Here is a 14,544-nt window from a genome sequence, read left to right on the forward strand (position 1 = left end):
GTTTTGATTGTTCCAGTCGAAAACCATACTGATCCAGGTTCAGGGCACCAGCATGATTGATCTTGCCGACATCGACTTTTTGGGTTCCGGTCTCAAGCGGCCGGAGTGTGTGTTGGCACATTCGTCCGGATTGCTGATCGTGCCGGACTGGACCGGTGCCGGTGGCGTCAGTCTTGTTGCACCACATGGCGTGTCCATCCGGCATCTTGCCGGGGATCGTCCGGAAAGCGATCCACTGAGGCCGAACGGGATTGCCCTGGAAGACGGCGGCAACATTCTGCTGGCCCATCTTGGTGATGAAACCGGCGGCCTTTTCCGGTTGCGACCGGACGCGACGACCGAAACCGTCCTGGACGAAGTTGATGGTGAAAAGCTGCCACCCTGCAATTTTGTGATCTCGGATGGTGGAAGCGGGCTGTTCCTGACGGTTTCGACACGCCGCGTGCCGCGCGCGCTCGGCTATCGCAAGGACGTGGACGACGGCTTCATCGTGCATATTCCCTACCGCGGCGCGCCCCGTATCGCTGCCGATGGCCTCGGATACACCAATGAATGCATGCTGCACCCGTCCGGGCGCTGGCTCTATGTCAACGAAACCTTCGTTCGCAGGATGTCGCGGTTCAAGGTGACGGGCAGGGGCAAGCTCGGCAAGCGCGAAACAGTATGCGAGTTCGGTGCCGGGATCTTTCCCGACGGCCTGGCATTTGATGCAGACGGCAATGCGTGGGTGACGTCCATTGTCTCCAATTGCCTGGTCCGCATTGCCGCGGACGGGGAGCAGACCATCTGGCTTGAAGACGTTGATCCCGATCACCTGGCCTGGGTTGAAGAAGCCTATCAGGCAAATGATATGGGCCGGCCGCATCTCGACGGAGTCAAATCACAGGTGTTGGGTAATATCTCCAATCTGGCGTTTGGCGGCGCGGACCTGAAAACCGCCTATCTCGGATGTCTGCTGGGTGACAGTGTCGCATCGTTTGACATGCCGGTTGCCGGCCATCCGCTGCCACACTGGCAGGCGGATATCGCGCCCCTGCTGCAGGCCAAGGACCTGGCGTAATGAACAGTTTGAAGGTGGCCGTGGTCGGCGCGGGATATTTCGCGCAACTGCACCATGAAGCATGGACGCGCATGGATCGTGTCGAGCTGGTCGGTATTTGCGACACGAATGCCGAGGCAGCTGAAGCGGCTGCGCAAGCCAATGGTGTCGCGGCCTACTCGGACGTGGCCGACATGCTGGCCGCCGCCCGGCCCGACCTGGTGGACATTGTCACGCCGCCTCCGTCCCATCTCGAGCTTATCCGGACCTGCATGGACGAAAGAACCGCGGTGATCTGCCAGAAGCCGTTCTGCCAAACCCCGGAGGAAGCAAGCGAGGCGGTTGCCCTGTCGCAGAAGGCCGGTTGCTTCATTGCCGTGCATGAAAACTTCCGCTTCCAGCCCTGGTACCGCAAAGCCAGGCACCTGCTTGATGAAAACGCGCTCGGCCAGGTTTACCAGATTACCTATCGCCTGCGTCCTGGTGACGGGCAGGGGCCGGATGCCTATCTGGCGCGGCAACCATATTTCCAGAAGATGCCGAAACTGCTGATCCATGAGACCGGAGTGCACTGGATAGACACTTTCCGCTACCTGTTCGGTGACCCGACGGCGGTGTTTGCGGACCTGCGGCGTCTCAATCCGGTCATCGCCGGAGAAGATGCCGGTATTGTCATATTCGACCTGCCGGACGGGGTGCGTGGCGTGCTGGACGGCAACCGGCTGGCTGACCATGCGGCTGACAACACACGGCGCACGATGGGTGAAATGCTGATCGAGGGGGCGGATGCAACCTTGCGGCTTTCCGGCCAGGGTGAACTTTGGCTGCGCAGCCACGGCAGCATGACAGAGACACAAGTGCCATGTGATTTCGTGGACACAGTGTTTGGCGGCGACTGCGTGTACAACCTGTGTGCCCATGTCGCTGACCATATGCTGGACGGTACAGGGCTGGAAAACGAGGCGTCGGATTATCTCGTGGTGCAGGCAGCCGAGCGTGCGGCCTATCAGTCAACGGAAAAACGGTGCTGGATTGACGTGGCGTCTTGTCTATAACTGATGATCGTCGTTTGATTGGGTTCAGAGTAACTTTGACTGGTAAGTTTCGTGGAATTGACACTTGAATCAGCCTTCTCCACCGGCGGAATGGTGGGACACTTTGCCTATTTGCTGCTGGTCGTGTCGATGCTCATGCGGCGCATGTTTCTGCTGCGGATATTCGTCATTCTGTCAGCCTCCATCGCCATAGCCTATGCACTGTTCTGGCTGAAAGACCCCATAGGCGTCTTCTGGGAAAGCCTGCTGGTCGTGGTCAATGCGGTCCAGCTTGCCATCACCTGGCACCAGAACCGGTCGGCGCGGTTTTCCGAGGAAGAAACGGTTTTCATGAAAAACCATCTGCCCAGCCTGTCATTGTCCGATCGCCGAAAACTGCTCAATCGCGGCATCTGGATATCCGGCGAAACCGGCACGGAACTGACAACGGAAGGCCAGCCGGTCCGGCATCTTGTATATCTTGCAACCGGTCAGGCGCTGGTGATCTCCGGCGGGCGTGCAGTGGCGGTTTGTGAACCCGGCGCGTTCATCGGCGAGATGACGGCTTTGCGCGGTGAACCGGCAAGTGCAACCGTGAAGGTCAACAAGGCTGCGCGGTACTGGGCCATCGAGGCAGACCAGCTGCGCGAACTGGTCAGGAAGAATACCGAAATCGGTGTGGCGCTCGAAGGCAGCTTCGCCCGCAACATGCGCGACAAGCTGGTGCGGTCGAACAAGTTCATCCAGGACTCAGGCGGCGTAATCAGCCCGTCACCGCCGGGCGATCCGGTCAAGAAGGACGAGCCCAAGCCCGGAGCCAGTGTTTCATGAAACCGGCCGCGCCCGGCATCTCATACACGGGGCAGGTGCACTCAAAACCATCAGACCTGGCATCCGCCCTGGGCAATACCGGCGTCGACGTCGTCTCGTCGCCTGCCACCATCGGTTATCTCGAGATGGCCTGCTGTTATGCAATGGACCAGTTGTTTGAGGAAGGTGAGGCTAGTGTGGGTGTGGGCTTCGACATGCAGCATGTCGGTGCCGCCACGCCGGACCTGCCTGTGGATCTCGCTGCTGAACTGATCAGGGTCGACGGGCGCAGATTGACTTTTACCGTGGAAGCGACCCAGGCCGGCAAGCAGATCATGACCGGGACGCATCAGCGCGCGGTGGTCAATCTGGCCCGGCTCATTGCCGGGACAGCTGTTCCGGACGCGCCGGACACAGCGTTGCGTCTGACCGGCCGGGGATTGAAAATTTCCGACGTGGAGGCCGTTGCCGTCGATGGACGCCGGGTGGAGATCGCCGACGAGTGCCGTGAGCGCATGGCCGACGGGCGAGCCATTGTGGAGCGCTATTTTGCCGACAACACCCCCGCTTACGGTTTGAATACTGGTCTGGGCGTGCGCGCAACAGACATGCTGTCGGTCGAAGAAGCGGCAGAATTCTCAGCTAAAATGGTTCGCGGCCGGGCACAGGCAATCGGCCAGCCTTTGCCGGTGCCGGCGGTGCGTGCCGCCATGCTGGTGCGTCTGAACACCGTGTTGAGCGGTGCGGCAGGTGCCAGTCTTGCCGTTGCTGACGCGCTGCGCGATGCGCTGAATTCGGGCGTTACACCGGTCATGCCCGCAACCGGGTCCATTGGTGCCGGAGACTTGGTGATTATGGCCGCTGTCCCGCATGCCCTGATGGGAGAAGGGGATGCGTTTTTCGACGGCGGACGCATGCCGGGATCAGATGCCCTGAAAAAGGCAGGCCTGGAACCGCTGATGCTCGGACCGAAAGACGGGCTGGTCTTGTGCAACAATCAGGCGCATTCAGCTTCGTTAGCCTGCCTTGCGGCGCTCTCTGCCCGCGCCGCGCTGGATGCTGCCAACATATCCGCAGCCCTGGTCATGGAGGGCTTTCGGGCCAATGTTTCACCGCTCAGCTCCGCTGCCGCCGGTATCAGGCCGCAGGCCGGCCAGGTTGAAACCGCCAAGGCTTTTCGCGACCTGCTGGAAGGCAGCGCCCTGATGCAGGACGGTGCTGCGCGCCGGCTGCAGGATCCGATTTCGCTGCGCTCAGTCATCCAGACCCATGGCGCCGTGCATGCGGCCCTGGATGTGCTGGAGGCCGCGCTTGACGTCGAGATCAACCATGCACCCGACAATCCTGCGGTGCTGGTGGGCGAAAACCGGATTGTCTCGACCGGCAACTACCACACGCCCTGGCTGAGCCAGGCCCTTGATGTAACTGCGCGGTCGCTGGCGGTCCTGGCCAATGACGCGGTGGCCCGCATCCACCGGCTGTGTACGCCGGAGATGTCGGGTCTTGCCCCGTTGCTGTCATCTGCGGCAACCGACCGGGCCGGTTTCGGGCCGTTGCTCAAGCCGGTCGAAGCGGTACGGGCCAATATCATTCACCTTGCCAATCCGGTGCCCGTCATTCCGAGCTTCAATGCCGGTGGAGTCGAGGATGCAGCCACGTTCACGCCGCTGGCGGCATCGAAACTGATGCAGCTTTGCGAACAACTGAGCTATCTGCTGGCCTATGAACTGCTGGCCGGTGCCCAGGCGCTGGACCTTGCCGGTCCGGCGGGCGTGGCGCCGCGCATTGCAACTGCCCATGAGCAGGTAAGGGCCCTGTCGGGGTTTCTTGACGACGACCGGCCCATTGGCCGGGAGGTCGAAGCTGTTGCCTGCGAACTGGTCCTGATGGGTAGGCTGGCGAAGCAGGTTTACCGATAGACCAGCTTTTGTCCGATGCCGAGTTTTTCAGCCTTTTCGAGCATAGCTGCGCCAAGGGCAATGTCGGACAATGACAGGCCACGGTGCCAGAACAGGATGGTTTCGTCGTCGCGTTCACGGCCCGGTTTTGCCCCGGTGACAATCTGGCAAAGCTCGCCATGCACGGTGTCTTCCGATATCAGACCTGCATCGATGTGCGGGCGCAGTGCCCCGAGATTTCCGGCGCGGAACTGGCTGAAATCATCGATGACCACCTTGTCCATGATGTCCGTCATCCGTATGTCCAGTGCGGACACGGTACCGTAGGGAATGACGCAAGTGCCCGGCTTCACCCAGTCTGCCCTGAACAGTTCCTCACGTTCAGCCAGCCGGGAGGCTTCCACCATGATATCGGCGCCTTCCAGACAGTCGCGCCAGTTGTCGGTCACGGTTATCTTCTTGCCGAGATCGGTTTCCAGTTTTGCTGCAAAGGCCTCGCGGCTTTCCGGACGGCGCGAATGCACCCTGATCTCGTCGAAATCATACAGGTGATCGAGCAGCCTCACATTCCAGTATGCGGTGCCGCGGGCGCCGACATGGCCGAGGATTTTTGATCCCTTGCGTGCCAGGTGTTTTGCGCCGATGGCGGTCAGCGCGCCGGTGCGGGCGTCGGTGATCAGGGTCGCGTCGAGAATGGCGCGCGGCATGCCGGTTTGCGGATCAAACAGGTTGAGCAGGGCCATTTCCGACGGCAGGCCCTTTTTGTAGTTGTCGACATAGTCACCGACGATTTTGACACCGGCCAGGTCCAGCGGCGCCACATAGCCGCGCAGGACATTGAAATGGCCGTTGAAGGCAGGGTTCGGCGTCAAATGCATGCGTGGTTCAATCACCGCGCCGTCCGGCGTGCCCTGGGCAATGAGGCCCTGTTCGACGGCGGCGATGATTTCTTCGTCGGTCATCGCCAGCCGGTCGATGTCCGGACCGTTCAGCCAGGTCAGCTTCACAGGTTCATTGTTCATGCCGGTTTCAGTCTTCCGCTGTTTTCCAGGTGGTCGACAATTTCACCGGCGGTTGTCTCAGGCGATTTTTCGGCCGTGTTGATGGTGATTTCCGCGTTCTCCGGCGCTTCATAGTCGCTGTCTATACCGGTGAAATTCTTGATCTCTCCGGCGCGGGCCTTGGCATACAGGCCCTTCACATCGCGTGTTTCGCAAACCTCGAGCGGTGTGTCGACGTGGATTTCAATGAATTCACCGTCCTCCAGCATGTCGCGTGCCATGCGGCGCTCTGCCCGGAACGGCGAGATGAACGATACCAGGACGATCAGACCGGCGTCCGCCATCAGTTTAGAGACCTCGGAGACGCGGCGGATGTTTTCCACCCGGTCGGCATCGGTGAAACCAAGGTCATGATTGAGGCCGTGGCGTACATTGTCGCCATCGAGCAGGTAGGTGTGGTGGCCCATGGCGGTGAGGCGCTTTTCGACAATGTTGGCGACGGTCGACTTGCCGGAGCCCGACAGGCCGGTAAACCACAGCACCGTGGGTTGCTGGTTCTTGGTGGCCGCGCGGGTTCCCTTGTGGATATCAAGCGCCTGCCAGTGAATATTGCTGGCCCGGCGCAAGGCAAAGTTGATCAACCCCAGACCGACGGTTGTATTGCTGATGCGGTCAATGATGATGAAGCCGCCAAGATCGCGGTTGTCGGCATAGGCGGTAAACGGCAGCTGCTCATCAAGGCTGATATTGCACATGCCGATCTGGTTGAGTTCCAGCGTCTTTGCGGCGGTGTGTTCCAGCGTGTTGACGTTGACCTCGTATTTGGGTTGCGCGAATTGCGCCGACACCGTGCGGGCGCCCTGCTTTACCAGGTAGGGCCTGCCTGGCAGCATGGGCTCATCACCCATCCACAGTATCTGGGCCTCGAACTGGTCGGCAACTTCCACCGGGTCATCGGCAGAGCAAATGACGCTGCCGCGGCCGGCGTCGACTTCGTCAGCAAGCGTCACCATGATGGCCTGACCGGCTTGCGCCTGCTCCAGATCGCCACCGTGGGTAACGATGCGGGCAATGGTGCTTTCACGTGCTGACGGCAGCACTTTCACCTTGTCACCCGGCTTAAGCGTGCCTGATACCAGGGTCCCGGCAAAGCCCCGGAAGGTGCTGTCGGGATGGCTTGCCAACTGAACCGGCAGGCGGGCGGGCTGGTCATGATCGGGCTGCGCCATATCCACGGTTTCGAGATGCTGCAGCAGGCACGGACCGTCATACCAGGGTGTTTCAGGGCTGTTTTTGGTAACATTGCAACCGGTCAGTGCGGACACCGGAATGCAGGTCACGTGGTCTGTGCCGATCTCCTTGGCGAACGCGAGAAAGTCCGCTTCGATGGCGCGATAGGTGGCTTCGTCATTGTCCACCAGGTCCATCTTGTTGACCGCAAGCACCAGTTGCCGGATGCCGAGCAGTGTCACGATGTAGGCATGGCGGCGGGTCTGGGTCAGGATGCCCTTGGTGGCATCGACCAGCAGCACTGCAAGGTCAGCGGTTGACGCACCGGTGACCATGTTGCGGGTGTATTGTTCATGGCCCTGCGTGTCGGCCACGATGAACTTGCGGCCGGGCGTGGTGAACGCACGGTAGGCGACATCAATGGTCGTGCCCTGTTGACGCTCGGCGGCAAGCCCGTCAACCAGCAATGCGAAGTCAACATTGTCACCCTGCGTGCCGATGCGTCCGGAGCTTGCTTCAAGGGCCGATAACTGGTCGTCAGAGACCAGTTTCGAATCATACAACAACCGGCCGATCAGGGTGGACTTGCCGTCACCCGCCGATCCGCAGGTGATGAAGCGCAGCCTGTCCTTGGCCGACTGCCCGGCCAGGTAGGCTTCGATATTGTCGGCAGTGAGGTCAGGGGTCTGCATCAGAAATAACCTTCCTGCTTGTTGTTTTCCATCGATTCGGGCTGGTCGCGGTCCATGACCCGGCCAGCCCCACATTTCACAACCGGCCTTTGCGCCGCGACCTCGCGCATGATGTGAATGCTTTCAGCTTTCAGTTGTTGCAGATGACTTGGTCTGGATAATTGGGTCATTCGGCTCTCGGAAAAATCAGGTTGGTCATGCCGTGGGCTGGTTTCATCTTGGTTTGGAGAAATTGTCAATCATTGTCCTGCAATGCCAAGAATTTGTCCTCACTGGTCATGTTGGCAATGTGGTGTAGGCCTAGCGTTCAGGAGGTGAACGACACCCCTGTTTGTCAGCACAAGGACACTGTCATGTCAACACGCGAAGGTGGAAGACGCAGAGCGAGGCGCGGCAGCCGGCCGGACCGGTCTTCGGGACAATTGCCGGAACCGATCGGGGTGTTCCGCAATCCGCTGCCGCCGGTCGAACTGCTGGGCCAGGATGATCTCAACCGGCTGATTGATGCAGCCTTCCGGGTGTTGCAGGAATCCGGGCTGGAGTTCCTGTCCGCCAGATGCCTGGACATACTGGAGAAGAACGGCTGCAAAGTTGATCGCGAGACCGGGGTGGCGCGGATGGATCGCGCAACGGTGGAGCACTTTGTCGGCCTCGCGCCTGAAAGCTTTGCCGTGCACGGCCGCAACCCGGAGCGTAATACGGTCATGGGCGGCAATTACATCAACTTCAATACCGTCGGCTCGCCGCCCAACATCAATGACCTGGATGATGGCCGGCGTCCGGGCACCTACCAGGCGCTTGTCGACCTGGTGAAACTGAACCATGCGCTCGGCGTGTGTCATACGATGGGCGGTTCCATCGTCGAACCGATGGACCTGCCGGTGCCGACCCGGCACCTGGACAATGCCTATGCCATCTTGAAATACACCGACCGGTCGGCGTTTGTGCGCACGGTGTCGGAATTCCGCGCGATGGACGCCATCGAGATGGTGGCCATTGCGCGTGATGTCGGCCTGGACCAGCTCAAGTCCGAATGCTCGCTGCTGACGTCGTTCAACGTCAACAGCCCTCGCCGGGTGGACGAGGAACTGCTCGAAGGCCTGTTGTGTTTCGGTGAATATGGCCAGGCGGTCGCGGTGACGCCGTTCACGCTGGCCGGCGCCATGAGCCCGGTGACGGTTGCCGGTGCACTGGTGCAGCAGACTGCGGAAGCGCTTGCCGTGATCGCCCTGTCACAAATGGCTAACCCCGGCGCGCCGGTGCTGTTCGGCGGGTTTACCTCCAATGTGGACATGAAATCCGGTGCGCCTGCCTTCGGCACGCCGGAATATGTCAAGGCGGTGCTGATCGGCGGCCAGATCGCGCGGTACTTCAAGCTGCCGTACCGGTCGTCGAACGTGAACGCATCGAATTGCGTGGATGCGCAGTCGACCTATGAGACAGCCATGTCCCTGTGGGCGGTGATCATGGGCCACGCCAATGTCGTGCATCACGGCCTCGGCTGGCTGGAGGGCGGCCTGTCGGCATCCATGGAGAAATGCGTGATCGACGCTGAAATGATCCGGCAATGGATAGCGTCGCTGGCGCCAATGGACATGAGCGACGAGGCGCTCGGGGTCGAGGCCATTGCCGGGGTTGAGCCGGGCGGGCACTTTTTCGGTGAGCAGCACACGCTGGCGCGGTTTGAAACGGCGTTCTACCAGCCGATGGTGTCCGACTGGCGCAATTTCGAGAACTGGGAGGAGGCCGGTTCGAAAACCGCCACCGAGCGCGCCAATGTTGTCTGGAAGCAAATGCTGGAAGCTTACGAAGAACCACCTATGGATGAGGCGGTGGATGAAGCGCTCAAGGATTACATGAACCGCCGCAAGCATGAACTCAAGGATGTGCAGCCCTAGGGTAGACCCATCAAGTCGTGAACTTCACAAGGGCCGCTTTAGCCTCTGTTTGCCATTCGGTCTGCAAGCTCCAACGACACTAATAATATGTGGCGGTTTCAACCCTACGGGACCACGTCGTGCTCAAGCCAATAGTTCTCGAGGGCCTGTTCTATCGTTGGATCGTGCCCAGCCCTGGCATCCAGTTTCCACCGGAGGTAAGCCACAACGGCAGATAGTTGCTGAGGACTGAACTTTGCGAAGCAAGCCCTTGCCCGCGAGCCCATCGTACCTCCACCCCACATCTTTGCTATTTTCTTGCGCTCGCCCTGCGGCGTCAGGGATGAACACAAGCGTGCTACCGGATCGTAACTGTCTAAATCACCCCGAATGTCAGCAATTATGTACGCAGGCAGGTAAAACCGAAGAGCATTATCCGAGAAAAAGGACAGTGCGGTTCCCCACCCGTCCGGCGCTTGATTGAGAAACGCCACGTCCAATTGCTTCCAATCGGTCTTTCCGCGAAAGTCGTTTACGAGAGCCCGGGGTTCTTCACCATAAGAAGAGTCAGTCAGGTCATCATCACCGGGATATTCGACCTCCGCGAATGCACGTTCGACTTTATCAATCAGATGTTCATCGAGGTGACGTGAGTTTTTCATGAATTCGATCCTGTGCAAACCAAGTTGGCTCAACTGCCCTGCGCAATAATGGCTAAAACTATCCCAACTTGTGGAAACTAATAAGAACCTTGAGATCGAAACGGCCTTGGTAACTTAGGTTTTTCTGGGAATGTTGAAGCCGTCGCCACCTGAGGCTAGCACCACTGATGCAATAAAGACGAAATCTCCAACGCAGAGTCTGACGGACAAGGTTTTGGAGGCAGCGCACTGCAGGCGAGATTTTTGGAATCGTCTCGATTTGTGAAGATGAGAATTTGCAATTGCTGATCATCAGCGGGTGTTGGCCCCAAGCTGTATCTGCCCGGCTGGCGTGACACTCACGCGTTCAGCATGCTGCAGTGAAGCGAGCCCGTCGCCTGTCAGCTCCAGCACGGGACAAACCAAGCCATACAGCTTCTCGGCCACCGCAGCGCCGATCATTACATTTGCATCGCCTGTGGCCATGACGATGGCTCCGGGTGCGGTGCCGAGGCGAATGGCCTCCGCCACGCCGCCCGGCGTGCCGCCGGATCCACGGGTGGATGGAAGCACCAGAATTGTGTCCTTGATGCATACGCCGCTCTGCGGGTGATTATTGTCCACGATGATGCCGGTGGCAGGATCAAAACCGCCCCAGAAACTCAACGGCTCGTCGAGCCACAGGACGGGTCCCTCCGCTGCGCCCTCGTACAACACCCTTGCCTGCAGCCTTGCCATCAGTCCAGCCCCTGCCACAGGGCTTGATCGCGCCAGACATCGCCTCTGACAGCGGTTTCGGCGCATTCGGCAAGTGAGCCGAAGCACACTTCGACACCCAGCATGCCGGGCGCATACCAGGCCCACTTGGCGGCGTTGGTCATGACGCGGCCTTTGCAGCCGCGCACGGCGGGCGAAAAATAGGTGCAGGTATCGACAATGATCTCGGCCCCGGCGTCCTCAAGCGCTTCTATCCAGCCTTTCTGCGCCGCAAGATCGCGCACGTGACGGCTGGTGGAAATATACAGTTTCGTGGCCGGGTTGATTTTGCGCCCCTGCAACATCGGTATGAGGTCAGCGAACTCCGTAAACGAAAAATGCGGCGTGCCGAGAGCCACCATTTCAACCGGGCCGTCGCCGGCGCTGGTCAGGCTGCGCCGGGCGGCGCTGAGCGTGTCGAGAGTGACAGCCACGGTTTTGACAGGGTCGCGACCGGCAAACGCCGTCTGCCTGTCCGGCGCTTCCGGTGTGCGGCCAATGCCGTGCCAGTGCTCGACACCACCGGCGGCGGCAGCAGCAGCGGAAACCGCTTTCAAGGCATCTTCACTTACATCCGGGTCAAGGGCGTCAATTGCCGGAACCTTCTTGCCGGCCTGCTGGCCCACGACGGTGCCGAGCAGATGGAAGTAGATGTCCTGCCGTTTCAGGCTGTCGGGAACCGCAGACGTATCAAACAGTATCTGCGCACGGCGTCCTGCATCGGTGTGCAGGCCGGACAGGGGAGCGTAGCCGGTCAGCCCGCAGGCGACGTCGAGATAGTCGCCGTACTTGTTGGTGCGCGCGCCGACGGCAGCGTTGTAGAAACTCACCGCATTGCTTTCACCGACTACGATGTGATCGCCCAAAACCGGTCCGCCGGGAAGCTGGTACGGCGCACAGGTCCACACGGTACGGCAGCCAAGCTCGGCATAAAGCTGCATCAGTTCCTTGGCGCCACGGGCCATGTCGGTTTTCGGATCACGGATGTTTTCATCGGCAAGGCTGACCAGGCCGTTATTGGTCCAGGCCGGGATTTTGAACTTTGCGCCTGCCTCGAGCATGAAGCGGGCAAAGTCCACATGGGCGCGGCCGGCGTAAAAGCAGGCGTCAATATGGGCGAATGTGACCGGGACAAGCTCGCTTGCGCCCATAACGTTGGCCGCGCGCTTCACCAGTTGCATGGCGAACTGCAGCGCCGGACCCTGGTCACCGGAGAGCATCGCCGCGCAGTCATCGTTCAGGTTCAGGCTTGCGCTCATCGGGCGAGTGTCAGCATCCTGGTTATCAGTGCAAGCGTCTCTTTGTGGTCGCCGGTGACAAACTCGGCACCATTGTCCGTCAGCCGTTGCCGGCGGTCGGCATGCACATGAAAACCAATAAAGTGGGTGCCGTTTTTCCGGCCTGCTTCAAGATCGTTCAGGTTATCGCCGATGTACACAACACGATCGGCAGGCAGCGCCAGGTCCGAGATGACGCGGGCCAGCACTTGATGCTTGTGGCCGCTCTTGTCTGCTGTGCCGGGATAGGCGCTCAGATTGTCCCACAATCCGGCTTGGCGAAGACGTATTTCCGCGGCACATCTCAGGTTTGCGGTTGCGATGCCTAGCGCCATCCCCGGCGTGGCGGCAAGTGCGGTGACGATGTCAGGCGCCTTCGGGACAATGCTGACTTCAAGCCTGCCGCTGGCAAAGCCGTCTTTCAATTCGGCATCATAGGCGTCGACATAGGCGTCGTAATGAGCCCGCTCGAACCTGTCGCCAAGGTGTTCGCTCAGCACCTGGTGAATGATGTCGTGATCATTGCGAACCCGGTAACTGTCCCAGTCGCGCGACAGGCCGGTAATGCCGAATACCTGTTCCAGAGGCGTAAAAAACGCGTCTTCCTCCGGCTTCCGCAAATGCAGGAGCGGACCATCCACGTCAAAAATGACCGCGCAATTGTGGGTTGCGGTCATCTCCGTCAGCCCTTCACGATTGCGGGACGGACCTCGATCAGTACCGGTCCTTCAGCAGCCAGGCCGGTCTTTAGGGCCGATGACAACTCGTCCAGTGTCTGCGGCCTGATGGCGTCGCAGTTATAGGCTTTGGCCAAGGCGGCGAAATCCGGGTTGATCAGGGTGACGGCGTTCGGCTGGATGCCCTTGTGGACCATGTCATCGCGGATCTGGCCCAGTGCATCATTGTTCCACAACAGGACAACCAGGGGCTTGCCCAGCTCAGCAGCAGTGCCCAGTTCATTGATGGTGTACTGCACGCCATAGTCTCCGGCCATGGCAATCACGGGGCGGTCTGGACAGGCGACGCGTGCCCCGACGGCTGCCGGCAGCGCATAGCCTAAAGTGCCGAAACCGGCTGGATGCAGGTAGCAGTCAGGTTGCGAAAACCGCAACACTTCATTGGCTGCATAGGCGATCTGCGTCATGTCGGACGCGATGATCGTGTCAGCCGGTACGGCGGCGCGAACCGTGTCCAGCACCGTGGTGATGGTCTGGCGCAGATCATCATGACCGTCAGCACAGGCAATCCGCAATTCCCTGACCTGGCCGGCGCGGGCGTCGGCCTTATTCTGGTCCGGCAGGCTGTCCGCGATGTCTGACAATACTGCTTCCGCATCGCCGGTGATCGGCAGGTCGGCCGGATAGGGCCGGGCCAGCGAGGCTGGATCGATGTCCACCCGGATGAGACCCGTGGTGATGTCGAATGTCTGGTACCACAGGTCTGTTTCAGACAGTTCCGTGCCAACCGCCAGAATGGCGTCTGCGGCCATGATGACTTTTGTGGCCAGAGGATTTGGCAGCAACGAGCCGGCCAGCAACGGATGGTCGTCCGCAATGGCGCCCTTGGCAGCTATAGTGGTGAAGATCACGGCGCCGGTCTTTTCGGCGATCTTGGCTGCGGCAGTACCGGCACGGCGGGCGCCGCCGCCCAGAATGATGACCGGCCTGGCCGCAGCCGACAGCCGGGCAACGGCACTTGCGATCTCGTCGGGCGTGGCCCGGGGTTTTGACGCCAGTGCGCGCGGTTTCCAGCCTCTACCGGCCGGCTGCTTGAGCACGTCGAGCGGAATCTCCAGATACACCGGCCGGGGCCTGGCGGAAGCAAACAGTGAGAACGCTTCGGCAACCCGGTCCTGAACGTCCCTGGCTGAGTAACAGGTGGCTGCGATCTGCGACACGGTTGCAGCCGCGTTGAGTTGCGAGCGCATTTCATGCAGCCTGCCTCGGCCCTGGCCCCAGTTCTTCACGTCCAGGGTCGAGGAGATCACCAGCATCGGCACCGAGTCCGAATAGGCCTGGCCCATCGGCGTCATGATGTTGGTGAGGCCGGGACCGGTAATGGTAAAGCACACGCCGGGCTTGCCGGATGCGCGGGCATAGCCGTCGGCCATGAAGCCGGCGCCCTGCTCGTGCCGGGTCAGGACGTGGGTGATGCCAGAGCGCGGCAGGGCCCGGTACATCTCGACATTGTGTACGCCGGGGATGCCGAACACGTCGGTTACGCCATAAGCTTCCAGCAATCCAACCAGCGCTTCACCGACGCTGACACCACCATCTCTCATTTTGCAAT

Annotated in this window: 13 protein-coding genes; 5 read left to right on the forward strand and 8 right to left on the reverse strand. The window is 60.3% G+C overall.

Annotated features, from left to right (window positions below):
* Positions 1–52: 52 nt before the first annotated feature.
* Genes DHN55_RS06890 through DHN55_RS06905 form a run of 4 tightly spaced genes read left to right on the forward strand, consistent with a single transcriptional unit; the run spans position 53 to position 4,802 of the window.
* Complete coding sequence (locus DHN55_RS06890) at positions 53–1,060, forward strand: SMP-30/gluconolactonase/LRE family protein (protein WP_337660001.1); 1,008 nt, start codon at positions 53–55, stop codon at positions 1,058–1,060.
* Complete coding sequence (locus DHN55_RS06895; protein ID WP_108880587.1) at positions 1,060–2,094, forward strand: Gfo/Idh/MocA family oxidoreductase; 1,035 nt, start codon at positions 1,060–1,062, stop codon at positions 2,092–2,094. The genes DHN55_RS06890 and DHN55_RS06895 overlap by 1 nt, the downstream gene beginning before the upstream one ends.
* A gap of 51 nt (positions 2,095–2,145) precedes the next feature.
* Positions 2,146–2,904: a cyclic nucleotide-binding domain-containing protein gene (locus DHN55_RS06900; RefSeq protein WP_108880588.1), complete on the forward strand. Its 759-nt coding sequence runs from the start codon at positions 2,146–2,148 to the stop codon at positions 2,902–2,904.
* Entirely contained in the window at positions 2,901–4,802 is a 1,902-nt protein-coding gene (locus DHN55_RS06905; RefSeq protein WP_108880589.1) for a thioesterase, FlK family, read from the forward strand. Before DHN55_RS06900 ends, DHN55_RS06905 begins: the two co-directional genes overlap by 4 nt.
* Here the strand turns inward: DHN55_RS06905 and DHN55_RS06910 are convergent.
* The 3 genes from DHN55_RS06910 to DHN55_RS22245 are packed head-to-tail and all read right to left on the reverse strand — an operon-like array spanning position 4,793 to position 7,943.
* Positions 4,793–5,803: an ornithine cyclodeaminase family protein gene (locus DHN55_RS06910; RefSeq protein WP_108880590.1), complete on the reverse strand. Its 1,011-nt coding sequence runs from the start codon at positions 5,801–5,803 to the stop codon at positions 4,793–4,795. The genes DHN55_RS06905 and DHN55_RS06910 overlap by 10 nt on opposite strands.
* Entirely contained in the window at positions 5,800–7,704 is a 1,905-nt protein-coding gene (gene cysN / locus DHN55_RS06915) for a sulfate adenylyltransferase subunit CysN (RefSeq protein WP_108880591.1), read from the reverse strand. Before cysN ends, DHN55_RS06910 begins: the two co-directional genes overlap by 4 nt.
* Positions 7,704–7,943 carry a hypothetical protein gene (locus tag DHN55_RS22245; RefSeq protein ID WP_337660002.1) on the reverse strand — a complete coding sequence of 80 codons (240 nt, stop codon included), beginning with the start codon at positions 7,941–7,943 and terminating at the stop codon, positions 7,704–7,706. Before DHN55_RS22245 ends, cysN begins: the two co-directional genes overlap by 1 nt.
* A gap of 114 nt (positions 7,944–8,057) precedes the next feature.
* Here DHN55_RS22245 and DHN55_RS06920 point away from each other — a divergent pair, with 114 nt between their 5' ends.
* Positions 8,058–9,602: a trimethylamine methyltransferase family protein gene (locus DHN55_RS06920; RefSeq protein ID WP_337660003.1), complete on the forward strand. Its 1,545-nt coding sequence runs from the start codon at positions 8,058–8,060 to the stop codon at positions 9,600–9,602.
* A 104-nt stretch (positions 9,603–9,706) separates the two neighbouring features.
* On the opposite strand, the gene DHN55_RS06925 is transcribed toward DHN55_RS06920, so the two are convergent.
* The 5 genes from DHN55_RS06925 to DHN55_RS06945 all read right to left on the reverse strand — a co-directional run bounded on the left by DHN55_RS06925 (position 9,707) and on the right by DHN55_RS06945 (position 14,536).
* On the reverse strand, positions 9,707–10,243 hold the full coding sequence (locus DHN55_RS06925) for a DUF6714 family protein (protein WP_108880593.1): 537 nt from the start codon (positions 10,241–10,243) through the stop codon (positions 9,707–9,709).
* 291 nt (positions 10,244–10,534) lie between these two features.
* Positions 10,535–10,960 (reverse strand): aconitase X swivel domain-containing protein, encoded by a 426-nt coding sequence (locus DHN55_RS06930; RefSeq protein ID WP_337660004.1) that lies wholly within the window; start codon positions 10,958–10,960, stop codon positions 10,535–10,537.
* Positions 10,960–12,237, reverse strand: coding sequence for an aconitase X (locus DHN55_RS06935; RefSeq protein WP_108880595.1), 1,278 nt, complete (start codon positions 12,235–12,237; stop codon positions 10,960–10,962). Before DHN55_RS06935 ends, DHN55_RS06930 begins: the two co-directional genes overlap by 1 nt.
* Complete coding sequence (locus DHN55_RS06940; RefSeq protein ID WP_108880596.1) at positions 12,234–12,932, reverse strand: HAD-IA family hydrolase; 699 nt, start codon at positions 12,930–12,932, stop codon at positions 12,234–12,236. The genes DHN55_RS06935 and DHN55_RS06940 overlap by 4 nt, the downstream gene beginning before the upstream one ends.
* Positions 12,933–12,937: 5 nt before the next feature.
* Positions 12,938–14,536: a 5-guanidino-2-oxopentanoate decarboxylase gene (locus DHN55_RS06945; RefSeq protein WP_337660005.1), complete on the reverse strand. Its 1,599-nt coding sequence runs from the start codon at positions 14,534–14,536 to the stop codon at positions 12,938–12,940.
* Positions 14,537–14,544 lie beyond the last annotated feature (8 nt).

The organism is Anderseniella sp. Alg231-50, assembly GCF_900149695.1.
GTDB lineage: Bacteria > Pseudomonadota > Alphaproteobacteria > Rhizobiales > Aestuariivirgaceae > Anderseniella.